The 24,704-nt window shown below is 61.8% G+C and carries 23 protein-coding genes and 1 riboswitch; of the genes, 10 read left to right on the top strand and 13 right to left on the bottom strand.

The window, feature by feature from the left end; translation table 11 throughout:
* Window positions 1-69 precede the first annotated feature (69 nt).
* The 5 genes from AC0IYH_RS18520 to ahcY all read right to left on the bottom strand — a co-directional run bounded on the left by AC0IYH_RS18520 (window position 70) and on the right by ahcY (window position 6,651).
* Window positions 70-1,962 (bottom strand): DEAD/DEAH box helicase, encoded by a 1,893-nt coding sequence (locus tag AC0IYH_RS18520; RefSeq protein ID WP_122774626.1) that lies wholly within the window; start codon window positions 1,960-1,962, stop codon window positions 70-72.
* A gap of 222 nt (window positions 1,963-2,184) precedes the next feature.
* Window positions 2,185-2,976 (bottom strand): substrate-binding periplasmic protein, encoded by a 792-nt coding sequence (locus AC0IYH_RS18515; protein ID WP_471835619.1) that lies wholly within the window; start codon window positions 2,974-2,976, stop codon window positions 2,185-2,187.
* Between the two features lie 63 nt (window positions 2,977-3,039).
* Window positions 3,040-4,122, bottom strand: coding sequence for a hypothetical protein (locus AC0IYH_RS18510; RefSeq protein WP_471835618.1), 1,083 nt, complete (start codon window positions 4,120-4,122; stop codon window positions 3,040-3,042).
* A gap of 81 nt (window positions 4,123-4,203) precedes the next feature.
* On the bottom strand, window positions 4,204-5,049 hold the full coding sequence (metF, locus tag AC0IYH_RS18505; protein ID WP_116626797.1) for a methylenetetrahydrofolate reductase [NAD(P)H]: 846 nt from the start codon (window positions 5,047-5,049) through the stop codon (window positions 4,204-4,206).
* Between the two features lie 192 nt (window positions 5,050-5,241).
* A complete protein-coding gene (gene ahcY, locus AC0IYH_RS18500) occupies window positions 5,242-6,651 on the bottom strand; it encodes an adenosylhomocysteinase (RefSeq protein ID WP_116626796.1) in 1,410 nt (469 codons plus the stop codon).
* 21 nt (window positions 6,652-6,672) lie between these two features.
* A riboswitch (S-adenosyl-L-homocysteine riboswitch) is annotated at window positions 6,673-6,778 on the bottom strand.
* Between the two features lie 198 nt (window positions 6,779-6,976).
* Between ahcY and AC0IYH_RS18495 the strand changes: the two genes are divergently transcribed.
* Window positions 6,977-7,381, top strand: coding sequence for an acyl-CoA thioesterase (locus tag AC0IYH_RS18495; protein ID WP_065904864.1), 405 nt, complete (start codon window positions 6,977-6,979; stop codon window positions 7,379-7,381).
* Window positions 7,382-7,458: 77 nt separating this feature from the next.
* Window positions 7,459-8,346, top strand: a complete 888-nt coding sequence (locus AC0IYH_RS18490) for a formate/nitrite transporter family protein (RefSeq protein WP_116626795.1) — start codon at window positions 7,459-7,461, stop codon at window positions 8,344-8,346.
* On the opposite strand, the gene AC0IYH_RS18485 is transcribed toward AC0IYH_RS18490, so the two are convergent.
* Window positions 8,340-9,599, bottom strand: a complete 1,260-nt coding sequence (locus tag AC0IYH_RS18485) for a cation:proton antiporter (protein WP_471835615.1) — start codon at window positions 9,597-9,599, stop codon at window positions 8,340-8,342. The genes AC0IYH_RS18490 and AC0IYH_RS18485 overlap by 7 nt on opposite strands.
* A 176-nt stretch (window positions 9,600-9,775) precedes the next feature.
* Between AC0IYH_RS18485 and AC0IYH_RS18480 the strand changes: the two genes are divergently transcribed.
* Complete coding sequence (locus AC0IYH_RS18480) at window positions 9,776-10,162, top strand: MAPEG family protein (RefSeq protein WP_116626793.1); 387 nt, start codon at window positions 9,776-9,778, stop codon at window positions 10,160-10,162.
* Between the two features lie 140 nt (window positions 10,163-10,302).
* Here AC0IYH_RS18480 and mltA read toward each other — a convergent pair whose 3' ends face one another.
* Complete coding sequence (mltA, locus tag AC0IYH_RS18475; RefSeq protein WP_116626792.1) at window positions 10,303-11,490, bottom strand: MltA domain-containing protein; 1,188 nt, start codon at window positions 11,488-11,490, stop codon at window positions 10,303-10,305.
* Between the two features lie 128 nt (window positions 11,491-11,618).
* On the opposite strand from mltA, the gene AC0IYH_RS18470 reads away from it, so the two are divergent.
* Window positions 11,619-12,068, top strand: a complete 450-nt coding sequence (locus AC0IYH_RS18470) for a cytochrome c (protein WP_122774630.1) — start codon at window positions 11,619-11,621, stop codon at window positions 12,066-12,068.
* Between the two features lie 6 nt (window positions 12,069-12,074).
* Here the strand turns inward: AC0IYH_RS18470 and AC0IYH_RS18465 are convergent, their stop codons facing one another.
* The 5 genes from AC0IYH_RS18465 to AC0IYH_RS18445 all read right to left on the bottom strand — a co-directional run bounded on the left by AC0IYH_RS18465 (window position 12,075) and on the right by AC0IYH_RS18445 (window position 17,073).
* Complete coding sequence (locus AC0IYH_RS18465) at window positions 12,075-12,470, bottom strand: DUF1090 domain-containing protein (RefSeq protein ID WP_122774631.1); 396 nt, start codon at window positions 12,468-12,470, stop codon at window positions 12,075-12,077.
* Between the two features lie 70 nt (window positions 12,471-12,540).
* Entirely contained in the window at window positions 12,541-14,205 is a 1,665-nt protein-coding gene (ligB, locus tag AC0IYH_RS18460) for an NAD-dependent DNA ligase LigB (protein ID WP_471835611.1), read from the bottom strand.
* Between the two features lie 95 nt (window positions 14,206-14,300).
* On the bottom strand, window positions 14,301-14,648 hold the full coding sequence (locus AC0IYH_RS18455; protein ID WP_116626788.1) for a hypothetical protein: 348 nt from the start codon (window positions 14,646-14,648) through the stop codon (window positions 14,301-14,303).
* A 219-nt stretch (window positions 14,649-14,867) separates the two neighbouring features.
* Entirely contained in the window at window positions 14,868-16,058 is a 1,191-nt protein-coding gene (gene metK / locus AC0IYH_RS18450; RefSeq protein WP_116626787.1) for a methionine adenosyltransferase, read from the bottom strand.
* Between the two features lie 19 nt (window positions 16,059-16,077).
* A complete protein-coding gene (locus AC0IYH_RS18445) occupies window positions 16,078-17,073 on the bottom strand; it encodes an ArsR/SmtB family transcription factor (protein ID WP_471835609.1) in 996 nt (331 codons plus the stop codon).
* A gap of 273 nt (window positions 17,074-17,346) precedes the next feature.
* Here AC0IYH_RS18445 and tkt point away from each other — a divergent pair, with 273 nt between their 5' ends.
* The 6 genes from tkt to fba all read left to right on the top strand — a co-directional run bounded on the left by tkt (window position 17,347) and on the right by fba (window position 23,709).
* Window positions 17,347-19,344 carry a transketolase gene (tkt, locus tag AC0IYH_RS18440; protein ID WP_122774633.1) on the top strand — a complete coding sequence of 666 codons (1,998 nt, stop codon included), beginning with the start codon at window positions 17,347-17,349 and terminating at the stop codon, window positions 19,342-19,344.
* Between the two features lie 138 nt (window positions 19,345-19,482).
* Window positions 19,483-20,538: an erythrose-4-phosphate dehydrogenase gene (gene epd, locus AC0IYH_RS18435; RefSeq protein ID WP_116626784.1), complete on the top strand. Its 1,056-nt coding sequence runs from the start codon at window positions 19,483-19,485 to the stop codon at window positions 20,536-20,538.
* A 17-nt stretch (window positions 20,539-20,555) separates the two neighbouring features.
* Window positions 20,556-21,719, top strand: coding sequence for a phosphoglycerate kinase (locus AC0IYH_RS18430; RefSeq protein ID WP_116626783.1), 1,164 nt, complete (start codon window positions 20,556-20,558; stop codon window positions 21,717-21,719).
* Between the two features lie 29 nt (window positions 21,720-21,748).
* Window positions 21,749-21,979: a hypothetical protein gene (locus AC0IYH_RS18425; RefSeq protein WP_471835606.1), complete on the top strand. Its 231-nt coding sequence runs from the start codon at window positions 21,749-21,751 to the stop codon at window positions 21,977-21,979.
* A 62-nt stretch (window positions 21,980-22,041) separates the two neighbouring features.
* Window positions 22,042-22,377, top strand: coding sequence for an MliC family protein (locus AC0IYH_RS18420; RefSeq protein ID WP_116626781.1), 336 nt, complete (start codon window positions 22,042-22,044; stop codon window positions 22,375-22,377).
* 267 nt (window positions 22,378-22,644) lie between these two features.
* Complete coding sequence (gene fba / locus AC0IYH_RS18415; protein WP_003177554.1) at window positions 22,645-23,709, top strand: class II fructose-bisphosphate aldolase; 1,065 nt, start codon at window positions 22,645-22,647, stop codon at window positions 23,707-23,709.
* A 243-nt stretch (window positions 23,710-23,952) separates the two neighbouring features.
* Here fba and AC0IYH_RS18410 read toward each other — a convergent pair whose 3' ends face one another.
* Entirely contained in the window at window positions 23,953-24,618 is a 666-nt protein-coding gene (locus AC0IYH_RS18410) for a polysaccharide lyase family 7 protein (RefSeq protein ID WP_116626780.1), read from the bottom strand.
* Window positions 24,619-24,704: the final 86 nt, after the last annotated feature.

Raw genomic sequence — 24,704 nt, 5'->3', positions numbered from 1 at the left:
TCGCTCGCCACAGCAACAAAAATGCCCCGCATCTTTCGATGCGGGGCATTTTTTATGCAGCTTTGAAACTCAGCGGTTGCGGGTCAGCAGCGCTGGTTTTTCACCACGAGGACGGCCTGGCAGTTGGTCCAACTGCTCGGGTGTCGGGAAGCGATCCGCTTTCGACTCCTTGTGGATGATTTTCGGCGCCGGGCCACCGCGCGGGTTTTGCACCGCTGGCTCGGACAGGCGTGGCTGGTCGTCACGGGCTGGGCGACGGTTGTTGCTGCGCGAGTCTTCGCGACGCGCCTGGCCGTCACGCGGTGCACCATTGCGCGGGCCGCTGCGCTTGGCAGGCGGGGTACCGGTGGTGCCGCCGCTGCTGTTGCGCGGGCCGTTTTGACGACCGCCCTGCGGCTGGCCGCCACGTGGTGCGCCGGTAGCGGCGCCGGCGCCCTGTGCGGGAGCACCTGGGCGACGGCCACGGCCTTGGGCCGGTTTGGCCTGGGGCACGTAGTCGACGCGGTTACCGAAGTTGTCCACGTCGTCGTCGAGGAACTCGTCCGGGGCGCGGTCGGCAGCGGCGCGTGGCGCCTGGGTCGGCTGGCGCTGTTCGCGGGCCGGGGTGCCTTCACGTGGCTTCTGCTCGCGGGCCGGGCGTTCGCCACGGCCGTTGGTTGGGGCCTTGTCCTTGCCGCCTTTGTCCTTGCCCTTGTCGCGACGACCACCGCCACCACCGCCGCCGTTCGGGCCATCGCCCTTCGGACCGCGTGGGTTGCGTGGGTTGCGCACGTCCGGACGCTCGCGCGCCTCAGGCTTCTCGGCCTCCACGGCGCTGGCATCGAAGCCCATCAGGTCGCCGTCGGCGATTTTCTGCTTGGTCATGCGCTCGATGCTTTTCAGCAGTTTTTCTTCGTCCGGAGCGACCAGGGAAATGGCCTCACCCGAACGCCCGGCACGGCCGGTACGGCCGATACGGTGCACATAGTCTTCATCGACGTTCGGCAGCTCGAAGTTGACCACGTGTGGCAGTTGGTCGATATCCAAGCCGCGCGCGGCGATATCGGTGGCGACCAGGATGCGCACAGTGCCGGCCTTGAAATCGGCCAGGGCTTTAGTGCGCGCGTTCTGGCTCTTGTTACCGTGGATGGCGACGGCGGTGAGGCCGTGCTTGTCCAGGTACTCGGCCAGGCGGTTGGCGCCGTGCTTGGTGCGGGTGAACACCAGCACCTGTTCCCACGCGCCGTGGGTGATCAGGTGCGCCAGCAGCGAGCGCTTGTGGCTGGCGGCCAGGCGGAAGACGCGTTGCTCGATACGCTCGACCGTGGTGTTCGGCGGCGTGACTTCGATGCGTTCCGGGTTGTGCAGCAGCTTGCCGGCCAGGGCGGTGATGTCCTGGGAGAACGTTGCCGAGAACAGCAGGTTCTGACGTTTGGCCGGCAGGCGGGCGAGGACCTTTTTCACGTCATGGACAAAGCCCATGTCGAGCATGCGGTCGGCTTCGTCCAGCACGAGGATTTCCACGTGGGACAAGTCGACGCTGCCTTGGCCGCACAGGTCGAGCAAACGACCTGGGCACGCTACCAGCACGTCAACACCACGGGACATGGCCTGAACCTGTGGGTTCATGCCGACGCCGCCGAAGATGCAGGCGCTGACGAACTTCAAGTCGCGGGCATACAGCTTGAAGCTGTCGTGCACCTGGGCGGCGAGTTCGCGGGTTGGGGTCAGGACCAGTACGCGCGGTTGGCGCGGGCCGTGACGCTGGGATTTGTCCGGGTGACCGTTGGGGAACAACCGCTCCAGAATCGGGAGGGCGAAGCCGCCGGTTTTACCAGTACCTGTCTGCGCCGCGACCATCAGGTCGCGACCTTGCAACACGGCGGGAATGGCCCGCTGTTGCACCGGAGTAGGCTCGGTATAGCCCGCTGCCTCGATGGCGCGGACTAAAGCCTCGGAGAGACCGAGGGAAGCAAAGGACATGAGTAATCCTGTTTTAGTTAGGGCTTGGCCCAAAGGGATAATCTTGCCGGGCGCGAATGACGCTTAGGGGAGCGCAATCCCGTCCGGTCCTGCTGCGTCTGGCGGGCACTCCACCAGCTCGCGCGGGGCTGAAAGCTGCGCAGTAGCGGGGTTGGGTGCCTTTTTCAAGACCTCAGCGGCCGGGCGTAAGCCTGGCGGAAAGGCCGGAGTATAACAGAGCAATCACTGCGCGCTGCTTTCCTGGCGCTCAACGGTGTCTTCTGTGGCCGTAATGGCTTGGATTCCACCATATTTGGCGCTCAACGCGGCGTAGGCCGGCTCTTGTTTGAAGCGTTTGAGTTCGGCGGCAAAGCGCTGCACCAGCAGGTCCATGCCGGCGCCACGGCGTACCGCCAGAAACTGCGGCTGGCGGCTGACCACCAGCGGCGCCTGGCTGACCTTGCCTTGCAGGCCCATCGCCGCGATCACATGCTGGCCCACGCGGCGGTCGGTGATTACCAGGTCAATGCGCCCGAGCATCAATTTGCCGAAGTTGGCTTCGTGGCTGGGCGCCGCTTCGCGGTTGAACAGGCTGGAATCGCTGAAAGGCTCGCCATACAGGTAGCCCGGCGAGGTACCTACGGTCAGGCCGCGCAGGTCATCCAGGCGTTGCGCGGGATGCGGTCGCTCGTTGGCGTAGAACAGCGCGAACTCAACTTGCGACAACGGCTCGCTGGGGTAGAGCAGCAAGGCGTCGCGGTCGTGGCTGTGGAAAATATCCAGCGCGCCGTCGGCCTGGCCCTGCTCAAGCATGGCCAGGCAGCGCTTCCAGGGCAGGAATTGCCATTGCACCTCCACCCCCAGGCGCTGGAACACGATCACCGTGGTTTCGTAATCCAGCCCGCGCATGGCGCCGTGTTCGTCATACACATAGGGCGCCCAGGGCTCGGTGACAATGCGCAGTTTCTCGCCATAAGCGGCCAGGCTCAGGCAAGTGAAGAGGGCAGCAGTCAACAGCTTCAGAGTGACGGGCATGCCCTGAGATTACGACGCTCCTGTCTTAAAGAGAAGCTCTGGCACAGGTATCTGCGGGGTGCGCTAGTTTGTTTGCGAGCTCATCAGGTGTTCGTAGATGGCTGCGCGCCGCTCGCCGAGAATCAGGCGCACGACAGGGTTGGCGAACCAGTGCTCCAATTGGTGCGCGTCCACCGGGCATTTCTGGCGTTGTTCCTGATTCTGCTTGGCCTTGTCCCACCAAACCGGGCCACACGCCTGGTCGAACTCATTTTCGTGTTCGTAGCAGCCGTAGAGAATCTCGCGGATGAACTGTTGCTTGCGCTTGGGCAGGGCCAGGGTGATGAGCTTGTACATCAGGCGCTGCAGGCGCGGTGGGCGCGGCAGGTGGGCGGAGACCTTGCGCGTGTCGGCCAGCGCATGGGTGCAGGTGGGGGCGGCGCCGTGCTTGGCCACCCACGCCTTGACCTTGGCGCGGAACAGCTGCTTGCGGCTCCAGTAGTGGTGGATCAGGTCAGGGCACTGGCGCACGTTGAGGGTGCGGTACGCCGCCACCGACAGGCAGAACTCTTCGAGGGTGTAGGCGCCGTTGGCCAGGGGGAACAGCTCGTCCATCAGCTCGATCGAGCGGTCGAGCAGGTGCGCGTCCTGTCGGGCCATGCCCATTACGCCGGAGTTGAGCAGCCACATATTGTCGTCGGCCAGGCCGCGCTCGGCCAGGTACTTGGACAAGGCTATATGCAGCACGCTTTCGCGGTTGTCGCCGTACTTGGCGTGGAAGGCGTTGCACAGCAGGGTGCCAGGCGCGACGCGCTCGAACAGCGCCATGGGCGAGTCGTGGAAAAAAGTATCGGTGTCGATCAGCAGTGCGCGTTCGGCAGTTTCCAGCACTTTGCGTAACAGCACGTGTTTGGTGCGGAAATGGTAGCCATGGGGCTCGCTCCAGGCCTTGCGCGTGGCGTCGTCCAGGGTGTGGACGTGCACCGGCAGGTCGGCGTAGGGCGCAGGGTTGTCACTGAATACCTGGATGTCCAGCGGCATGTCCTGGGGGCCGCCCAGGTGGGCCAGGGCGCTGGCGATGCTGAATACCGCTTCCTGATGGTAGGTCTCGGCGCCGAATACCAGGTAAACCAGCTGCGGGCGGGGAGTCGGGGACGCTGTATTCATGTACTGCTGGCTTCCATTCCGGGATGGGTAGACAAAAAAAGCCCCCGTATAAACGAGGGCCTGGTGCTGCTTGAACAGACCTCAGCGCGGCAGCTTGAGGTTGTTCCAGATTGCGAGGCTCGGCTCAGCCTGGTTAAGGGTATAGAAGTGCAACCCTGGCGCGCCACCTTGCAACAAATCTTCACACATTTTGCTGATGACCTGTTCGCCGAACGCCTGGATGCTCTTGACGTCGTCGCCATAGGCTTCCAGTTGTTTACGTACCCAGCGTGGGATCTCAGCGCCACAGGCGTCAGAAAAACGTGCCAGCTTGGCGTAGTTGGTGATCGGCATGATGCCCGGCACGATCGGGATGTTTACGCCCATCGCCCGTACGCGCTCGACGAAGTAGAAGTAGCTGTCGGCGTTGAAGAAGTACTGGGTGATCGCGCTGTCGGCGCCGGCGTTGGCCTTGCGCACGAAGTTCTGCAGATCGTCTTCGAAATTGCGCGCCTGGGGGTGCATCTCCGGGTAAGCCGCCACTTCGATATGGAAGTGGTCGCCGCTTTCTTCACGGATGAAGCTCACCAGGTCATTGGCGTAGCGCAGCTCACCGCTGGCCATGCCCATGCCGGACGGCAGGTCGCCACGCAGGGCGACGATGCGCTTGATGCCGGCTTGCTTGTATTGGGTCAGCAGGCCGCGCAGGTCGGCCTTGCTGTCGCCCACGCACGACAAGTGCGGAGCGGCGGGAACTTTGACTTCGCTTTCCAGCTGCAACACGGTGTTGATCGTGCGATCACGGGTCGAGCCGCCGGCGCCGTAGGTGCAGGAAAAGAAGTCGGGGTTGTAGCTGGCCAACTGCTTGGCAGTCGCCATCAGTTTTTCATGCCCAGCATCGGTCTTGGTCGGGAAGAACTCGAAGCTGTAGCGACGGTCTTGGGACATGGTAATACCTATGGAAACTCATCAAGCTAGAAGGCGTACACCGTCAATGTGGGAGGGCGCTTGCCCCCGAGAGCGGAATGTCAGTTAACAAATATGTCGGCTGATACATCATCATCGGGGGCAAGTCGAATCGTCGCACCGCCCTCCCACATTAGAAGCCCGCCCTCACAAGGACGGCGGGTGGTAGGCATATCAGTAGCGGTAAGCGTGCGGCTTGAACGGGCCTTCGACGGTCACGCCGATGTAGTCGGCCTGGGTCTTGGTCAGTTGAGTCACGACGCCGCCAAAGCCGCGGACCATTTCCAGGGCCACTTCTTCGTCGAGTTTCTTCGGCAATACTTCTACAGTCAGGCGCTCGGCTTTCTGGGCTGGCGACAGGTCGGCGTATTTCTGGCCGAACAGGAAGATCTGCGCCAGAACCTGGTTGGCGAACGAGCCATCCATGATGCGGCTTGGATGGCCAGTGGCGTTGCCCAGGTTAACCAGACGGCCTTCAGCCAGCAGGATCAGGTAGTCGTCGTTCTGCGGGTCGAAATCGCCAGCGCCGGTACGGTGAACCTTGTGTACCTGTGGCTTCACTTCTTCCCATGCCCAGTTCTTGCGCATGAAAGCGGTGTCGATTTCGTTGTCGAAGTGGCCGATGTTGCAGACAACGGCGCGCTTCTTCAGGGCTTTGAGCATGTTCGCGTCGCAAACATTTACGTTGCCGGTGGTGGTCACGATCAGGTCGATCTTGCCCAGCAGGGCTTTGTCGATGCTCGCTTCGGTGCCGTCGTTCTGGCCGTCGATGAACGGCGAAACCACTTCGAAACCGTCCATGCAGGCTTGCATGGCGCAGATCGGGTCAACTTCGGAGACTTTAACGATCATGCCTTCCTGACGCAGGGACTGGGACGAACCCTTGCCCACGTCACCGTAGCCGATCACCAGGGCTTGCTTGCCCGACAGCAGGTGGTCGGTGCCGCGCTTGATGGCATCGTTGAGGCTATGACGGCAGCCGTACTTGTTGTCGTTCTTGCTCTTGGTCACCGAGTCGTTGACGTTGATGGCCGGGATTTTCAGCTCGCCCTTGGCCAGCATGTCCAGCAGGCGGTGCACGCCGGTGGTGGTTTCTTCGGTCACGCCGTGGACGCGGTCCAGGATTGCCGGGTATTTCTTGTGCAGCAGCTCGGTCAGGTCGCCGCCGTCGTCGAGGATCATGTTGGCATCCCAAGGCGCGCCATCTTTGAGGATGGTTTGCTCCAGGCACCACTCGTACTCTTCTTCGGTTTCGCCTTTCCAGGCGAATACCGCGATACCGGCGGCAGCGATGGCGGCAGCGGCCTGGTCTTGAGTCGAGAAGATGTTGCAGGACGACCAACGCACTTCGGCACCCAGGGCAACCAGGGTTTCGATCAGCACGGCAGTCTGAATGGTCATGTGAATGCAGCCGAGGATCTTCGCGCCTTTGAGCGGCTGCTCAGCGGCGTACTTGCGGCGCAGACCCATCAGGGCAGGCATTTCGGATTCGGCGATAAAAGTTTCGCGACGGCCCCAGGCGGCGAGGGACATGTCGGCGACTTTGTAGTCGGTGAAATCTGCAGGCGTGTTGACAGCGCTCATGAAGAGCCTCCATTCGTAGTGTGCGAATGGGCGCCGTTGTGCGTTTAGTATCCGGCCGGGTAATCAGGCCAGACAACGCCCCATCCGAGCCTGACAGGTTGAACCTGCTGCAGCGCCCCTCGGACAGGTGGCGGGAGAACGGTATCAATTGAAGATGACCGTTTTGAAGCGGAGGCGATTATAGCCGTGTGCGCCGCACTTCCCAAGCCTTTCTGTCGGCCAAATGAAGATCGCGCATGGGCCTGATAGGCAATGGCGCATAGAGCTTGGGCCCGGGCTCTGCCATGATGGCGCCCATCATTTCGCAACACGCTTTGGAGTGAACATGAACTTCCACACTCGCAAATGGGTAAAACCCGAAGACCTCAACCCCAACGGCACCCTGTTCGGCGGCAGCCTGCTGCGCTGGATCGACGAAGAAGCGGCGATTTACGCGATTGTGCAACTGGGCAACCAGCGCGTGGTGACCAAATACATCTCCGAAATCAACTTCGTCAGCGCCTCGCGCCAGGGCGACATCATCGAACTGGGCATCACTGCCACCGAGTTTGGCCGCACGTCCATCACCCTGACCTGCGAAGTGCGTAACAAGATCACGCGCAAAAGCATCCTCACCGTGGAAAAAATGGTCTTCGTCAACCTCGGCGAAGACGGTTTGCCGGCGCCCCATGGCCGCACCGAGATCAAATACGTGAAGGACCAGTTCCAGGAAGACGGCATCCAGGAATAATCCTGCTCCGGGCCAGTGAACGCTCTTGATTGGCCATAGGTCGTACCTGAACACCGCCCCCTCGTTCAGGTATCACCATGGCCACGCAAGCAGACGGCAAGACCCCCAACCTGTCCCAGGAAGAACAGCACGACGTCGACAAGAACCAGCCGCCCCGCGCGGCGGTGCTGCATGAAATCATCCGTACCCAGGGCGACCAGGAACTGGAGCGCAATGTGGCCGCCTTGTGGTGGTCGGCGCTGGCTGCCGGACTGACCATGGGCTTGTCGCTGATGGGCATGGGGTTGCTCAACTCTCGCTTGCCGGACGGTGAGGGATTCAAAGTCATCGCCAGCTTCGGCTATTGCGCGGGCTTTTTGGCGGTGATCCTCGCGCGCCAGCAACTGTTCACCGAAAACACCCTGACCGCCGTGCTGCCGGTGATGAGCAAGCCGACCCTGGCCAACGCCGGGCGTCTGTTGCGGTTGTGGACGGTGGTGCTGGTGGGCAACCTGTGCGGCACCTTGCTGGTCGCCTACGTGATGCTGCACCTGCCGATTTTCGACACCAAGACTGACCTGGCCTTCCTTGAAATCGGGCGCAAGGTCATGGAAAACGACCCCGGCCAGATGTTCGCCAAGGGCATTATTTCCGGTTGGATGATTGCCACCATGGTGTGGATGATCCCGTCCATGGAAAGCGCCAAGATGTTCATCATCATCCTGATTACCTACCTGATGGCGCTGGGGGATTTCACCCATATCGTGGTGGGCTCGGCGGAAGTGTCCTACCTGGTGTTTGCCGGCGAGCTGCCGTGGAAGGACTTCTGGCTGGTGTTCGCCGGCCCGACCCTGGCGGGCAATATCATTGGCGGCAGCTTTATCTTTGCGCTGATCAGCCACGCACAGATCCGCAGTGAAAGCAGCCTGCCGGGTAAAAAGCCGGCGGACCCGAGGCATCCGCCGTTGGTCAAAAAGGATCAGTGATGTTCAGGCGCAGCCTGGGGTTCGCCCCGGGTCACGTGCTTGACCAGCTTGCCGATGCTCAACCCCTGCAACAGGATCGACGACAACACCACGATGTAAGTGATGCTCAGCAACAGGTCGCGTTCCGGGCCCAACGGCAGGGCCAAGGCCAGCGCCACGGAAACCCCGCCGCGCAAGCCGCCCCAGGTGAGGATGCGGATGGTGCCGCGCGGCACGCTGCGCCAGCGCCGCAGCAACAGAATCGCCGGGGCCACGGTGAGCAGGCGTGACAGCAGGATCGCCACCGCCAGCAAACTGGCCGCGAAGATATGCAGCCAGTTGAATGGCAACAGCAGCAGCTCCATGCCGATCAGCGCGAACAGCAGGGCATTGAGCATGTCATCGAGCAATTCCCAGAAGCCATCCATGTAGCGACGGGTCATGTCGTTCATCGCCAGCTTGCGCCCCAGGTTGCCGATGATCAGCCCGGCCACCACCATCGCAATCGGTGCGGAGACGTGCAGTTCGGTGGCCATCGCCGAGCCGCCGATGACCAGGGCGAGGGTCAGCATCACTTCGATCTGGTGCTGCTCGATGCTCTTGATCATCAGGTACACCAGGTAACCGATCAGCCCACCGAACACCACGCCGCCAATCGCCTCATGGGCAAACAGCATGGCGGTAGCGCCGACGGTGGGAGTTTCCCCCAGCTGCGCGATGCCCAGCAACACGGTAAACACCACGACGGCGGTACCGTCATTGAACAGCGACTCGCCGACGATGGTGGTCTTCAAGGGCTTGGAGGCATTGGCGGTACGCAGTACGCCGAGTACCGCAATCGGGTCGGTGGGTGAGATCAGCGCGCCGAACAGCAGGCAGTAGAGGAAGCTCACGTGCCAGCCAAACAGGGCAAAGATGTAGTACGCCAGGCTGCCGATCACCACGGTGGCGATCAGCACGCCGAAGGTCGCCAGCAGGCCGATGGGCCAGCGGTAACTGCGCAGGTCGCTGAGGTTGACGTGCAAGGCGCCTGCGAACAGCAGGAACGACAGCATCCAGTTCATCAGCAGGTCGCCGAAGTCGATCTGGCCGATCAGTTGCTGGATACGTTCCTCGAGGCCCGGGTAGCCGAGCACGCTCAGGCCTTGCAGGATCAGGGAAAACAGCAGGGCCGTGACCATCACACCGATGGTGGGCGGCAGGCCGATAAAACGGAAGTTAACATAGGTGAGCAGAGTGGTGAGGCAAATGAAGGCGGCGACAAGTTCAAGCATCCGGGGTCCTTGGAAGTGGGGGAGTGTTGGTTAGTGGGTGCATGGACCGCAGCAGCGGCCCGATGTTGCAAGGTGTGCGATAGAACCTTTGGCTGTGCCGTGGCTCAATAGTGCGGTCTTACATGTTTAGTGCTAAAACTCTAATTTCTGCTTGAGACAACAAAAAGGAATCCATGATGACGGCTGCTTTCTGGTGTGTGTTGATCGCAATTTTCCTGCCTTACCTGTGCACGGGGGTGGCCAAGTTCAGCCAGGGTAAATTCGGGCCCCGGCAGAACCACGACCCGCGCGCCTTCCTGGATGGCCTCGACGGGTTTGCCAAGCGTGCCCACAGCGCGCAGCTCAACGGCTTTGAAGTGACCCCTGCGTTTGCGGCGGCGGTGATTATCGCGCACATCGCGGGTACGGCATCGCTGGTGACCATCAATGTGCTGGCGGTGCTGTTCGTTACCAGCCGCCTGCTGTACATCATTTGCTACCTGGCCGACTGGGCGATTTTGCGTTCGCTGGTGTGGGCGGTGGGGATGGCGCTGATTGCGAGTTTCTTCTTTGTCTCGATCTAAGTCCTGACACAGTTCCCTTGTGGGAGGGGGCTTGCCCCGATTGCTGTGTGTCAGTTAATGGATATGTTTGCTGACACTCTGCTATCGGGGGCAAGTCGAATCGTCGCACCGCCCCTCCCACATTTGATCTTCAGTGGCCTTCAGAGCACCTCGGGCACCTGAGGCAGCGCCGCACCCTTGGGCCACAACATCCAGATCTGCCCCTGCTGCTTCATGTTCCCGGCCAGCTCCCCGGCCGCATCGCCGGTGCCCCAGAACAGGTCCGCACGCACTTCACCGATGATTGCCCCCCCGGTGTCCTGTGCCGCGACCGGCCGGGCAATCGGCGAACCGTCCGGCTTGGTGGTGGACAACCACAACAGGCTGCCCAGCGGAATCACCTTGCGATCCACCGCTACGCTGTAGCCGGCGGTCAAGGGCACGTTCAGCGAGCCGCGCGGGCCTTCATTGCTGTCGGGACGGGCGCTGAAAAACACGTAGCTCGGGTTGCTCGCCAGCAGCTCGGGAATGCGCTGCGGGTTGGCCTTGGCCCAGGCGCTGATAGCGCCCATGGTCACGTCTTCTTTCTTCAGCTGCCCTTGCTCCACCAGCCAGCGGCCGATAGGGCGATAGGGGTAGCCGTTCTGGTCGCCATAACCGACCCGCAGCTGGCGCCCGCCTTTGAGTTGAATCCGGCCCGAGCCCTGGATCTGCAGAAACTGCAGGTCCATCGGGTCTGTCAGCCAGGCAATCGGCTTGGCGGTGGAGCCCTGGCCGTTGATCGCGCTGGCGTCGTCGTAGGGCTTTAGCACGCGTCCTTCCAGGCGACCGCGCAGGCGCTTGCCCTTGAGCTCAGGGTAGATGCTTTCGAGGTTGACGATGATCAGGTCATCCGGCACGCCGTACACCGGAACGTTGGCGGTGGCGGTTTTGGTCAGGCTGCCGGGGTAGACCGGCTCGTAGTAACCGGTTATCAAGCCATTGGGCGTGTTGTCGGCAGAGCGCAGCCCGAACACGTCCAGGCGCTCCTTGAGAAACCCGCGCACGGCCACGGCATTGCCCGGCACCGTGGTGGCGGCGGCGCAGGTTGCGCCCCACACCGGGTCGGCCTTGAGGCGTTGGCAGGCGCTGCGCCAGGATTCAAAGCCGGCCAGCAGGTCGCTGTCGGACACGGCCGGCAGGGCTTCCCACGGGGCGCTGACATAGGTGGCCACCGCGTGGGGTTTTTCCGGCTCCGGTTTAGCCGCGTCTTTGCCGGGATCTTTGCCCGCATCACAGCCGGCCAGCAGCGCGATCATCGGCAAGGCCCACGCCAGGCGGCGGCCCCAGGGGTTCAAAAAGCTATTCATGCACACAATTCCTGAAGCGATTGCCCGCGCATCAATGCAGCCGGGCAACCCTTATTGTTAATAGGGCTATTGGTCTTTACGGGCGGGGCGAGGATACTGGCCGCCGTTTCCCGTGACCCTAAGCCACCATGACTTTTAAAAAACTGACGGTTGTATTGCTGGCCTGCCTGAGCCTGTCCGCCTGTGGCGGTGTCGATCCAAATTCCCCGCTGGGTCAGCGCAAGGCGATTTTCAAACAGATGCTCAAGACCGGCGAAGACCTGGGCGGCATGTTGCGTGGGCGCATCCCGTTCGACGGCGCAAAATTCGCTGAGGGCGCGGTCAAGCTGGACGCGCTGTCCCATGAGCCGTGGAAGCATTTTCCGAGCGTGCGCGAAGAGGACCACACCAGCGCCAAGGACGATGTGTGGCAACAACAGGCACGTTTCCAGGAGCTGGCGCGCAACCTTGAAGCGGCCACCGGTGAGTTGGTGATCGCCAGCAAAGTCCAGCCTTACCAGGCCAGTCGTCTCGCGCCTGCGGTGCAGAAAGTCGAAGATGCCTGCAGCGCCTGCCATAAACAGTTCCGGGACCACTGACCGGTCTTACTGGTCGAGTTCTTCCACGGCGTCCTGCAGTTCTTTGCGTGATTGCGCGAGCTTGTCCTTGCGCTTGTTGATCTTGTCGGCGTCGCCCTTTTTCATGGCCTTGTCGAGGTCGGCCTGACGGCGGCTGACTTCGTGCTTGGCGTCGAGCACCTTGTTCTCGCGTTCCTTGCGCAAAGAGGCGTCGGTGCAGTTGGCGGTGACTTCACTCAGGGCTTTCTCCAGGCCGGCCTGTTGCGCGCTGTTGCCGTGGGCCTTGGCCTGTTCGATCTGGGTGCTGATGGCTTGGCGCTTGGCGGCGCAGCCGGTGAGTGGCGGGGCTTCTTCAGCTGCCAGCAACGGCGTGGCCATGAAGCTTGCGACGGTCAACAAGGCAAAAGGGGCTAGAAATTTCATAGGGAAATCCAAGGTCACAATCTGATGGCAGGGTGAATTCTGCCGTTGTTCAAAGGTGGTTGAGGCCGGTTCAAAAACCGTCGACCCCGGCCACGTGTAGTGTTTGCGCCAACGCCTGGACATGCGGGTCGCGAAAAAAGGCGCTCAGTTGCGCCGCGCGGCCCGGGCCGATGCCGTCAGTGGCCAGCCAGGCTTGGGTGTCTTTGGCGGCCAGCGTCTGCCAGTCGCCTTGCAGGTCGTTGCGCGCCGCCGGCGGTATGCCCAAGGCCTTGAGCCATTGGGCGAAGGGCCTTTGCCGCGCGCTCTGGAGGCTGTCGAGCAGCCGTGCACGGCTGCGCTCGCCGAAGCCTTCAATGTTAGCAAGCTCTGCCGCATCCAGGGTTAACCAATCAAGAAAGCCTGCGATTAGACCGGCCTGGATCAAACTGTTCCAGGTTTCGCGGCCTATTTGCGGCAAGGCCAACCCCTGGCTGCCGCTCAACCAGGTGAGGCGCGCCAGCAACTGCTCCTCGCAGCCGGGGTCCAGTTGCCAGCAACTCAAGGCGTGGAAGTCCAGCGGGTCGGGTACATGTAGCTCGGCCCGAGTGGGCGTGCGCAGAACCACGGCATCCAGATGTGGGATCACCTGGCCCGCCAGGCTGATGGCCACCTGGTCGCCCGGGCGGATATCCAGCGTTTGCCAGCGTTTCAGCGAGCCGACGCTCACGCGGCTGATCTGCCGGTCATCCAGCCGTACCGGCTCGAGTTCCAGCATGGGAGTGATACGGCCGGTGCGGCCGACTTTGAAGTGTATGTCGCGCACCAGCGCCAGGGCCTTGGCGGCCGGGTACTTCCAGGCCACGGCCCAGTAGGCTGTGCCGACCTGCCAGCGCTTCGCCGGAGTGCGCCGGGCCTGGTGCAGTACCACGCCGTCACTGGCAAAAGGCAGCGGATGGTTGTACCAGTACGTGCGCCAGTGCGCAGCCTGGGTAATGTCCTGGATGGGCTGGCTGTAGCGCTGGCTGTCGGTGAACCCCCAGCGTGCAAGGCTGGCCAGGCGTTCGGTAAATGACTCGGGGCCTTCAGGCCAGGCCCACACGAACAGGCCGATATGAGCGGCGTCGGCGTCGCTGAGATGGTGACGGTTCATCAAGCCGGCCACTTTGCTGCGTGCATTGAGCCCGCCGCGTGCCGATTGCACATGGTCGTCCAGGCGCCAATAGAGTTCGCCTTGCAGCACCAGGTCGACAGGCTCCGGCAGGTGCTGGACGACACCGGGGAGCTTGCGCGCGGTGGCTGACCAGTCCTGGCCGAGTTCGCCATCGCCACGGCTGACGACTTGGCTCAACCGACCCTGGCGATACACCAGGGTCACCGCCACGCCGTCGACCTTGGGTTGGATCCAGATCTCCTGGCGCTCGCCCAGCCAGGCGCCGACCGCCTGCTCATCCGGCAGTTTTTCCAGGCCGGTGTGGGCGATAGGGTGAGGCAGGGTGCCCCGCGCGCTGGCCAGTGGGTTGTCCGGCACCGGTGCGGTTTGGGGGAAGCATTCACGCCATCGCGCAAGGCGTTGGCGAGCCTGGTCGTAGAGGTCGTCGCTGACGGGGGATTGGCCGAGCCGATGATAGCTGCGGTCCCACTGGTGGATCTGTTCGGCCAGGGCGTCGACCTGGGTTGGGGTGTCCTCCGGGCAGCCTTGCGCCCACGTCCAAAGGGGTAACGCACTGAGTAGCAGAGCAATCAATAAACGCATCATGAGCATCCTTGCCCGAAAAGGGTGCCCAGCCTAAATGATCCATGCGCCCACAAAAAAGCCCCGGCAGGGCGGGGCTTTTTACCGGGTGTTTCCAGTTACTTGAACAGACCGCCCAGAGCTTTCACGGCATCGGGCTTATCAGCCTTGGCTTCCTGTGTTTGCTGCTTGGCGTCGGCTTTGGCCTGGGCTTGGGCAAGTTTGTCACAACCTTTGTTGATCTGGTCTTGCGCGGCTTTGAAGGCCTTCACTTTCAAGGTGTCTTTGCTGGCTTCGGCCGCATCGATCTTGGTTTGCAGGTCAGCGGATTGCTTCTGGCAGTCGCCGGAGTTGCCGCCACCCAGTTGGGAGGTCAGGCCGCTCAGTGCGCTCAGGTCGGCGGAGTGGGCCGGCAGGGCGAACAGGCTGAGCAGCAGGGCAGCGGGGGCGAGCGTGGAGATGCGCATGAAAAACCTCAATGTTCGATTGCCTGCGCGCGTGTCTGTCTCGGGCTGGCGCAGGGCAATATCCAAATAAGGTAGAGGGCCCGAGAGGGCGCGGATTCTAGTGGGCCATTATTTGGCCTGCAAGCATTGGATCCAAAAATTGTGAGCGCTGCCGCGAATCTCCAGGCAATAAAAAGCCCCGCCGGGCGAACCCGGCAGGGCTTTTGGTGACGCGAGCGATTACAGGCCGGCGGCAGTACGCAGGTCGTTGGCGCGGTCGGTTTTTTCCCAGGTGAAGGTGGTGAAGGTGTCGTCGCCGACAGTCTTCTGCACAGGGGTACGACCGAAGTGGCCGTAGGCTGCGGTTTCCTGGTACATCGGGTGCAGCAGGTCGAGCATGGTGGTGATCGCGTAAGGGCGCAGGTCGAAAATCTCGCGCACCAGTTTTACGATCTTGTCATCGCTGATCTTGCCGGTGCCGAAGGTGTTCAGCGAGATCGACGTAGGCTGGGCCACACCGATAGCGTAGGAAACCTGAATCTCGCAGCGCTCGGCCAGGCCGGCAGCGACGATGTTCTTGGCCACGTAACGACCGGCGTAGGCGGCCGAACGGTCAACCTTGGATGGGTCTTTACCCGAGAACGCGCCACCGCCGTGACGGGCCATGCCGCCGTAGCTGTCGACGATGATCTTGCGACCGGTGAGGCCGCAGTCGCCCACGGGGCCACCGATGATGAACTGGCCAGTCGGGTTGATGTGGAACTGGGTGTCCTTGCTCAGCAGTTCGGCCGGCAGCACGTGCTTGACGATCAGCTCCATCACGCCTTCACGCAGGTCGGCGTAGGAAACGTCCGGGTTGTGCTGGGTCGACAGTACTACGGCGTCGATGCCGACGACTTTGCCGCCTTCGTAACGGCAGGTCACCTGGGACTTGGCATCCGGGCGCAGCCACGGCAGCAGGCCGGATTTACGCGCTTCGGCCTGGCGTTGTACCAACTGGTGCGAGAAGGTGATCGGCGCTGGCATCAGCACGTCGGTTTCGTTGCTGGCGTAGCCGAACATCAGGCCCTGGTCGCCGGCGCCCTGGTCTTCCGGCTTGGCGCGGTCGACACCCTGGTTGATGTCGGGGGATTGCTTGCCGATGATGTTCATCACGCCGCAGGTCGCGCCGTCGAAGCCGACGTCGGAGCTGGTGTAGCCGATGTCGGTGATCACGTCACGGACGATCTGCTCCAGGTCAACCCAGGCAGTGGTGGTCACTTCGCCAGCGATGATCGCTACACCGGTTTTCACCAGAGTCTCGCACGCCACACGGGCGAACTTGTCTTCAGCAATGATGGCGTCCAGCACCGCATCAGAAATCTGGTCGGCGATTTTGTCCGGATGCCCTTCAGACACGGACTCGGAGGTGAAAAGGGAGTATTCGCTCATCTCGATGTTTTCCTGATATTTACCGATGGTGAGTGTCGCCAGCCGGCCGCTGAAAATGGCGGACCTGGATCTGGAAACCATTACGTAAACCTACATAGAGGCTTTCCCCGGGGACGAGCCCCGCAGCGGTGGCCCAACGGGCCAGATCGTCCTGTTCAAAACCCAGCCAGAGATCACCGCAGGCCTCCTTGGCCCAACTCTGGTTGTGGCTGCATAAATCTGTAACCAGCAGGCTACCGCCGGGGTGCAGCAGCCCGGCCATTTGCTTGAGGGCGTCGGCGGGGGCGGCGAAATGGTGCAAGACCATGTTCAGCACCACGCAGTCGGCCCGCAGGCTGGTGTCATTCAAGGCGTCCGCCAGCTGCAGGCTGACGTTGCCCAGCGCCTCGCGCTCGCACAGCTGGCGCGCCAGTTCGAGCATCGCCGGGCTGTTGTCCAGTGCCGTGACCTGCTGGAAGCGCCGCGCCAGGTCCGGCAGGAAGCCGCCATCCCCGGGGCCGACTTCCAGCGCTGTGGCCTCATCACTGAAGCTCAGCTTGTCGAGCAGCGCCAATACGCTGTCGCGGTATTGAGGCAGGCCGGCGATCAGGTCCTGTTGCGCGCGAAACTTCTCGGCAACCCGTGCGAAGAAGTCCTGGCTCGCTGCAGCGCGTTGACCGTGGACCTGGTTGATGCGCGATTGCACGTCATCGGGCAGGCTCAGGCCGTCCACTTCGTCGAGCAGGGAGGCGTGCAGCTTGCCGCCGAGCAGGTCGGTGTGGGGCAGGGCGCGGCGATAGAAAATCGCATTGCCTTCGCGGCGGGTGGCCACCAGGTCGGCCTGGGCCAGCACCTTCAAGTGGTGGCTCATGCCGGACTGGCCAATGGCGAAGATCTGCGCCAGTTCCAGTACGCCGAAGGAATCGTTGGCCAGCGCGCGCAATACGTTCAGACGCAACGGATCGCCAGCGGCCTTGCACAAGGCTGCCAGGTCATCGCCGTCGTCGGGGCGTACGGAGGGCATGGGTAGATTCATAAGGCCAGCAGTCTAGAGACGGGTGGAAATCCCTGCAAGGCCAATATCAAAAAGTTTTGATATTGATCGATAAGTGGCGGTTATAAGCAGCCGCTATAACCTTTAGACGAACACGTGGCCGATTTCTGCAGGGGATTGGCGCGCAAACCAGAGGAAAAACACCTCCAAGTGACTATCTGTCATTGCCCGCAGGCGGTGGCTGAGGGAAAATGCCGGTCCTTTTTTGCGTTTCTTTTTATTCACTCTCTATTCAATATCCTCAGGAGATCAGCGATGCCCAGCCGTCGTGAGCGTGCCAACGCCATTCGTGCCCTCAGCATGGATGCCGTGCAAAAAGCCAACAGCGGCCATCCCGGTGCCCCGATGGGCATGGCGGATATCGCCGAGGTACTTTGGCGTGACTACCTGAAACACAACCCGAGCAACCCGTCGTTCGCCGACCGTGACCGCTTCGTGCTGTCCAACGGCCACGGCTCGATGCTGATCTATTCGCTGCTGCACCTGACCGGCTACGACGTCACCATCGATGACCTCAAGAGCTTCCGCCAGCTGCACAGCCGCACCCCGGGTCACCCGGAATTCGGCTACACCCCAGGCGTCGAGACCACCACCGGTCCCCTGGGCCAAGGCCTGGCCAACGCGGTTGGTTTTGCGCTGGCTGAAAAAGTCCTGGGCGCGCAGTTCAACCGTCCTGGCCACAACATTGTTGACCACCACACCTACGTGTTCCTGGGTGATGGCTGCATGATGGAAGGCATTTCCCACGAAGTCGCTTCCCTGGCCGGCACCCTGGGCCTGGGCAAGCTGATCGCCTTCTACGATGACAACGGCATCTCCATCGACGGCGAAGTCGAAGGCTGGTTCACCGATGACACTCCGAAGCGTTTCGAAGCCTACAACTGGCAAGTGATCCGCAACGTCGACGGCCACGATCCGGAAGAAATCAAAACCGCCATCGACACCGCGCGCAAGAGCGAGCAGCCGACCCTGATCTGCTGCAAGACCACCATCGGTTTCGGCTCGCCGAACAAGCAAGGTAAAGAAGACTGCCACGGCGCCCCACTGGGTGACGCGGAAATCGCCCTGACCCGCGAAGCGTTGAAGTGGACCCACGGCCCGTTCGAAATCCCGGCCGACATCTACGCCGAGTGGAGCGCCAAGGAAAAAGGCCTGGCCGCCGAAGCCGAGTGGGACCAGCGTTTCGCTGCCTACTCCGCCGAATTCCCGGAGCTGGCCAACGAACTGGTACGCCGCCTGGCCGGTGACCTGCCTGCCGACTTCTCGGAAAAAGCCTCGGCCTACATCGCCGAAGTCGCGGCCAAGGGCGAGACCATCGCCAGCCGTAAAGCCAGCCAGAACACCCTGAACGCCTTTGGCCCGCTGCTGCCTGAGTTCCTCGGCGGTTCGGCCGACCTGGCCGGTTCCAACCTGACCCTGTGGAAAGGCTGCAAAGGCGTGTCGGCCGAAGACGCCAGCGGCAACTACATGTACTACGGCGTGCGCGAGTTCGGCATGAGCGCCATCATGAACGGCGTGTCCCTGCACGGCGGCCTGGTGCCTTACGGCGCGACCTTCCTGATGTTCATGGAATACGCGCGTAACGCGGTACGTATGGCGGCGCTGATGAAAAAGCGTGTGATCCATGTGTACACCCACGACTCCATCGGCCTGGGCGAAGACGGCCCGACGCACCAGCCGGTCGAGCAACTGACCAGCCTGCGCACCACGCCGAACCTGGATTGCTGGCGCCCAGCCGACGCGGTGGAATCCGCGGTGGCCTGGAAGCACGCCATCGAGCGCAAGGACGGCCCTTCGGCGCTGATCTTCTCGCGTCAGAACCTGCAGCACCAAGTGCGTACCGACGCGCAGATCGCCGACATCAGCCGTGGCGGCTACGTGCTCAAGGACTGCATCGGCGAACCGGAGCTGATCCTGATCTCCACCGGTTCCGAAGTGGGCCTGACCGTTCAGGCGTATGACAAGCTGACCGAGCAAGGCCGCAACGTACGCGTTGTGTCCATGCCGTGCACCAGCGTGTTCGAAGCCCAGGACGCCGGCTACAAGCAATCGGTCCTGCCGTTGCAGGTCAGCGCGCGTATCGCCATCGAAGCGGCTCACGCCGACTACTGGTACAAGTACGTGGGCCTGGAAGGCCGCGTGATCGGCATGACCACCTACGGTGAGTCCGCGCCGGCGCCAGCGTTGTTCGAAGAGTTCGGTTTCACCCTGGAAAACATCCTGGGTCAGGCTGAAGAGCTGCTGGAAGACTAAGTCAGTCTGCGTTGTCTGCACTGGCGCTATCGCGGGCAAGCCCGCTCCCACATTTGGATCGCGGTCTAATGTGGGAGTGGGCTTGCCCGCGATGGCGTCAGAGCATTCAACACCGAACTAACCTTGATCGAGAACCCCATGCCCCAACCGCGTCCCTACAAAGTTGCACTCAACGGCTACGGCCGCATTGGTCGTTGCGTCTTGCGTGCGCTGTTCGAGCGAGGGGCGGCGGCCGGGTTTGAAATTGTCGCGATCAACGATCTGGCTGACATGGCCAGCATCGAATACCTGACACGCTTTGACTCCACCCACGGCCGGTTCCCCGGCGAAGTGCGGGTTGAAGACGATTGTCTGCATATTAATGGCAACTGCGTGCAGGTCCTGCGCAGTGCCACCCCCGAGGGCATCGACTGGAAAGCATTGGGCGTTGACCTAGTGCTCGAATGTTCCGGTGTCTACCACACCCGTGCCGACGGCCAGCGTTTTCTCGACGCCGGCGCGCCGCGTGTGCTGTTTTCCCAGCCGATGGCCAGCGAGGCGGATGTCGACGCCACCATCGTCTACGGCATCAACCAGGATTGCCTGACCGGCGCCGAGCTGCTGGTGTCCAACGCCTCCTGCACCACCAACTGCAGCGTGCCGTTGCTGCGCCTGCTGGATCAGGCGATTGGCATCGATTACGTGTCGATCACCACGATTCACTCGGCGATGAACGACCAGCCGGTGATCGACGCCTATCACCACGAAGACCTGCGCCGTACGCGTTCGGCGTTCCAGTCAGTGATTCCGGTGTCCACCGGCCTCGCCCGTGGTATCGAGCGACTGTTGCCGGAACTTGCCGGGCGAATCCAGGCCAAAGCCGTACGGGTGCCGACGGTGAACGTGTCCTGCCTGGACATCACCATGCAAACCGTCAGCGACACTGACGCCATGGAGGTCAACCGCATTTTGCGCGACGCCGCCACCAGCGGCCCGCTCAAAGGTTTGTTGGCGTACACCGAGTTGCCGCACGCCAGTTGTGATTTCAACCATGACCCGCATTCGGCGATTGTCGATGCCAGCCAGACCCGCGTTTCCGGCCCCAGGCTGGTGAATATCCTGGCTTGGTTCGACAACGAATGGGGGTTTGCCAACCGAATGCTGGATGTTGCGGAACATTATCTGCACATCGCCTCTAAACAACCTCAACAGTAATTCAGGAACTGCGACCCATGACCGTGTTGAAGATGACCGACCTCGATCTGCAAGGTAAGCGCGTACTGATTCGCGAAGACCTCAACGTCCCAGTCAAGGACGGTGTTGTCACCAGCGATGCGCGAATCCTGGCCTCGCTGCCGACCATCAAGCTGGCCCTGGAAAAAGGCGCGGCCGTGATGGTCTGCTCCCACTTGGGTCGCCCGACCGAAGGTGAGTTCTCCGCCGAAAACAGCCTCAAGCCTGTAGCCGACTACCTGAGCAAGGCCCTGGGCCGCGACGTGCCGCTGGTGGCGGATTACCTGGGTGGCGTCGACGTTAAAGCCGGCGACATCGTGCTGTTCGAAAACGTGCGCTTCAACAAGGGCGAGAAAAAGAACAGCGACGAACTGGCCCAGCAATACGCGGCCCTGTGCGACGTGTTCGTGATGGATGCGTTCGGCACCGCTCACCGCGCCGAAGGCTCGACCCACGGCGTGGCCAAGTTCGCCAAAGTTGCTGCGGCTGGCCCACTGCTGGCGGCTGAACTGGATGCACTGGGCAAGGCCCTGGGCGCGCCGGCGCAGCCGATGGCGGCCATCGTGGCTGGCTCCAAGGTGTCGACCAAGCTGGACGTGCTCAACAGCTTGAGCCAGATCTGCAACCAACTGATCGTCGGCGGCGGCATTGCCAACACTTTCCTGGCCGCAGCCGGCCACCCGGTGGGCAAGTCCCTCTACGAGCCGGACCTGCTGGACACCGCCCGCGCCATCGCCGCCAAGGTCAGCGTGCCGCTGCCGGTGGACGTGGTCGTCGCCAAGGAATTCGCTGAAAGCGCCGAAGCCACCGTCAAGCTGATCGCTGACGTGGCCGCCGACGACATGATCCTGGATATCGGCCCGCAAACCGCAGCCAACTTCGCCGAACTGCTGAAAGCCTCCCAGACCATCCTGTGGAACGGCCCGGTCGGCGTGTTCGAGTTCGACCAGTTCGGCAACGGCACCAAAGTACTGGCCAAGGCGATTGCCGAAAGCTCGGCGTTCTCCATCGCCGGTGGCGGCGACACCCTGGCGGCTATCGATAAATATGGCGTTAGCGATCAGATCTCCTACATTTCTACCGGTGGCGGCGCGTTCCTGGAATTCGTCGAAGGCAAAGTACTGCCGGCCGTTGAAGTGCTGGAAACCCGGGCCAAAGGCTGAGGCTTGTGATCCGGAAAAGGAGCATTCCCATGATCAAGTCGTTGGCACTGATCCTCGCAGTGGGCCTGTTGGCCGGCTGCGGCAGCACGCCAAGCGCAACGCCTGCGGCCGGGAAACCAACCTCGCAGCAGCAGAAAAAAAGCTGCTATCAGGCCGACTGGCAAGCCGAGACCATGCCGGTGATCAACAAGCGCATCGGCAACGAACGGCTGGAGAAATACGACGCCGCGCCCAACGGTCAGGAACAGGGTTGCCCTTGACGGGTCTGATCAACTAACCGACAGCAATGCAGGCTCTCAGGGCCTGCGTTCGAGGATTGGCAATGAAAGGCGTTTTCGCCCTGGCAGCCCTGGCCCTACTGGCCGGTTGCAGCAGCATGAACATGTTCAACAGCAAGGCGCAGCCTGCTGACAAGTGGACCACCTGGACCTGCGACAGCAAGGCCGAGGTCAACTGGCGTTTTGCCAACCAGGCCAAATCCGAGGTGGATGTACGCCTTGGTGGCTCGGACCAGGTTTATCGCCTGAAACAGGACGTTGCCGCCTCGGGCGTGCTGTACAGCAACGACCAGTTGGCGTTTCACACAAAAGGTGAGGAAGGCCTGGTTTACTGGGTCGCCACCGATGATTTGATCGGGCGGGGCTGCAAGGCCCAGTAAGTGCGATCACTGAAGATCAAATGTGGGAGGGGGCTTGCCCCCGATAGCGGTGGTTCAGTCAACAGATTCATCACTGACAGATTGCCATCGGGTGCAAGCCCCCTCCCACATTAAACTCGGTTTCAGATTGGAATTTGAGTCGGCCACATCAGCAATAACGATTCAGCAAGCCAGGCATGCAAAGCCTGACCTGCAATAACTTGAATAGCAGCCGCCGCTACGGCAGGCTTGCACGATTAACGACCCTCGACCGGGAGAGACAACACAATGGCACTTATCAGCATGCGTCAAATGCTGGACCACGCAGCCGAGTTCGGCTACGGCGTCCCAGCCTTTAACGTCAACAACCTTGAGCAGATGCGCGCCATCATGGAAGCCGCTGACAAGACCGACTCCCCAGTGATCGTCCAGGCTTCGGCCGGTGCGCGCAAATACGCTGGCGCCCCGTTCCTGCGTCACCTGATCCTCGCGGCGATCGAAGAATTCCCGCACATCCCGGTGTGCATGCACCAGGACCACGGCACCAGCCCTGACGTGTGCCAGCGTTCCATTCAACTGGGCTTCAGCTCGGTAATGATGGACGGCTCCCTCGGCGAAGACGGCAAGACCCCGACCGACTACGAGTACAACGTGCGCGTCACCCAACAAACCGTGGCCATGGCTCATGCCTGCGGCGTGTCGGTTGAAGGCGAGCTGGGCTGCCTAGGTTCCCTTGAGACCGGTATGGCCGGCGAAGAAGACGGCATTGGCGCCGAAGGCGTGCTCGATCACAGCCAGATGCTGACCGACCCGGAAGAAGCTGCCGACTTCGTCAAGAAGACCCAAGTGGATGCACTGGCCATCGCCATCGGCACCAGCCACGGCGCCTACAAGTTCACCAAGCCGCCTACCGGCGACGTGCTGGCCATCGACCGCATCAAGGAAATCCACAAGCGCATCCCCAACACCCACCTGGTGATGCACGGTTCTTCCTCGGTACCGCAAGAGTGGCTGGCGATCATCAACCAGTACGGCGGCGACATCAAAGAAACCTACGGCGTACCGGTTGAAGAAATCGTCGAAGGCATCAAGTACGGCGTGCGCAAGGTCAACATCGACACCGACCTGCGCCTGGCATCCACCGGTGCGATGCGTCGCCTGATGGCCACCAACCCGAGCGAATTTGACCCGCGCAAATTCTTCGGCGCTACCGTGACCGCCATGCGTGACGTGTGTATCGCCCGTTACGAAGCCTTCGGTACCGCAGGCAACGCTTCGAAGATCAAGCCAATCTCGTTGGAAGCGATGTACCAGCGTTACTTGAAAGGTGAGTTGAACGCCAAGGTGAACTAAGCCTTAGTCGTTTGAACAGAAGCCCGCAGCGATGCGGGCTTTTTTGTGGCTGGAGTTTGATCAGGCGACGCGACCAACACTGAATCGTCTGCCTACACAGAACAAATGTGGGAAGGGCGGTGCGACGATTCGACTTGCCGCTGATGGGAGTGGGTCAGCCAGCTTATCTTCAGCTGAACCGCCGCCATCGGGAGCAAACCCCCTCCCACATTCACCGGGGTTTATCGGACAAGCCCTACACACTCAGTCGTGATCAATATCCAACTTCGCAAACGTCACCCGCGCACCTTCCTTGCTATCCCCGCTGTTGTCCTGCACATACGCGCCGGCCTTGAAGTACAGCGGCTTGGCGCCCCATGCCGCGCCAATGCGCTCGTTCCACTCACCGTCGGCGGCGTAAACGCTGAGCAAGCCGGCCTTGTTGAGGTTGATCACGTAGGTAAAGGTCTTCTCCAGCGGTACATTGGCGGCGACGATAATCACGCGGCCTTCGTCCTCGTCCGGGCGCATGCGCACTTTGGCGACGATGTTGCCGGTCTGGGTTTTTTCCTTGAATTGGTATTCCAGCTTGATCAGCGGTTTCTGGCTGTCGTAGGCGTGAATCTGGCCGATGACGATCTTGCCGCTTGAGGGCACCTGGTTGACGGCCAGGGTGGCGCGCAGGAAGTTGTCGGCGTCGGGGTAGGTCCAGTTGCGCAGGCGCCCGTCGGCGTAGGTTTCGCGCAGTTCGCTGCGTGGGTAAACAGCGTTTTCGGTGCGGGTGCCGGTTACCGGTGTCCAGAATTGCACGTTACTGCCTTCGGCCTGGAAGTATTGGTCCTTGAAGCCGCTCAGCAGTTTGGGGGTGTCGATGGTCGCGGGGGGCGAGCCAACGGGAATGCTCAGGTTCCAAGTGGAGAGGTCAATCATGGCGTAGGCCTTTTTACAGAGGGGTGTAGGCTATGGCCCTGGGGCCAGACAGGTTCTTTATAGGCGGTAGTCACCTGCTTGTTAAT

This window comes from Pseudomonas sp. AC463, assembly GCF_979253585.1.
This window is presented reverse-complemented; position numbering and strand designations above follow the sequence as displayed.

Coding starts and splice junctions, on each gene's coding strand:
- AC0IYH_RS18515 (WP_471835619.1), bottom strand. CDS start 2,976: ATGCCCGTCACTCTGAAGCTGTTGACTGCTGCCCTCTTCACTTGCCTG.
- AC0IYH_RS18510 (WP_471835618.1), bottom strand. CDS start 4,122: ATGAATACAGCGTCCCCGACTCCCCGCCCGCAGCTGGTTTACCTGGTA.
- AC0IYH_RS18455 (WP_116626788.1), bottom strand. CDS start 14,648: ATGCGCATCTCCACGCTCGCCCCCGCTGCCCTGCTGCTCAGCCTGTTC.
- AC0IYH_RS18520 (WP_122774626.1), bottom strand. CDS start 1,962: ATGTCCTTTGCTTCCCTCGGTCTCTCCGAGGCTTTAGTCCGCGCCATC.
- mltA (WP_116626792.1), bottom strand. CDS start 11,490: ATGAATAGCTTTTTGAACCCCTGGGGCCGCCGCCTGGCGTGGGCCTTG.
- AC0IYH_RS18465 (WP_122774631.1), bottom strand. CDS start 12,470: ATGAAATTTCTAGCCCCTTTTGCCTTGTTGACCGTCGCAAGCTTCATG.
- AC0IYH_RS18430 (WP_116626783.1), top strand. CDS start 20,556: ATGACCGTGTTGAAGATGACCGACCTCGATCTGCAAGGTAAGCGCGTA.
- AC0IYH_RS18490 (WP_116626795.1), top strand. CDS start 7,459: ATGGCCACGCAAGCAGACGGCAAGACCCCCAACCTGTCCCAGGAAGAA.
- AC0IYH_RS18420 (WP_116626781.1), top strand. CDS start 22,042: ATGAAAGGCGTTTTCGCCCTGGCAGCCCTGGCCCTACTGGCCGGTTGC.
- AC0IYH_RS18480 (WP_116626793.1), top strand. CDS start 9,776: ATGACGGCTGCTTTCTGGTGTGTGTTGATCGCAATTTTCCTGCCTTAC.
- AC0IYH_RS18495 (WP_065904864.1), top strand. CDS start 6,977: ATGAACTTCCACACTCGCAAATGGGTAAAACCCGAAGACCTCAACCCC.
- ligB (WP_471835611.1), bottom strand. CDS start 14,205: ATGATGCGTTTATTGATTGCTCTGCTACTCAGTGCGTTACCCCTTTGG.
- metF (WP_116626797.1), bottom strand. CDS start 5,049: ATGTCCCAAGACCGTCGCTACAGCTTCGAGTTCTTCCCGACCAAGACC.
- tkt (WP_122774633.1), top strand. CDS start 17,347: ATGCCCAGCCGTCGTGAGCGTGCCAACGCCATTCGTGCCCTCAGCATG.
- AC0IYH_RS18425 (WP_471835606.1), top strand. CDS start 21,749: ATGATCAAGTCGTTGGCACTGATCCTCGCAGTGGGCCTGTTGGCCGGC.
- metK (WP_116626787.1), bottom strand. CDS start 16,058: ATGAGCGAATACTCCCTTTTCACCTCCGAGTCCGTGTCTGAAGGGCAT.
- AC0IYH_RS18410 (WP_116626780.1), bottom strand. CDS start 24,618: ATGATTGACCTCTCCACTTGGAACCTGAGCATTCCCGTTGGCTCGCCC.
- AC0IYH_RS18470 (WP_122774630.1), top strand. CDS start 11,619: ATGACTTTTAAAAAACTGACGGTTGTATTGCTGGCCTGCCTGAGCCTG.
- epd (WP_116626784.1), top strand. CDS start 19,483: ATGCCCCAACCGCGTCCCTACAAAGTTGCACTCAACGGCTACGGCCGC.
- fba (WP_003177554.1), top strand. CDS start 22,645: ATGGCACTTATCAGCATGCGTCAAATGCTGGACCACGCAGCCGAGTTC.
- AC0IYH_RS18485 (WP_471835615.1), bottom strand. CDS start 9,599: ATGCTTGAACTTGTCGCCGCCTTCATTTGCCTCACCACTCTGCTCACC.
- AC0IYH_RS18445 (WP_471835609.1), bottom strand. CDS start 17,073: ATGAATCTACCCATGCCCTCCGTACGCCCCGACGACGGCGATGACCTG.
- ahcY (WP_116626796.1), bottom strand. CDS start 6,651: ATGAGCGCTGTCAACACGCCTGCAGATTTCACCGACTACAAAGTCGCC.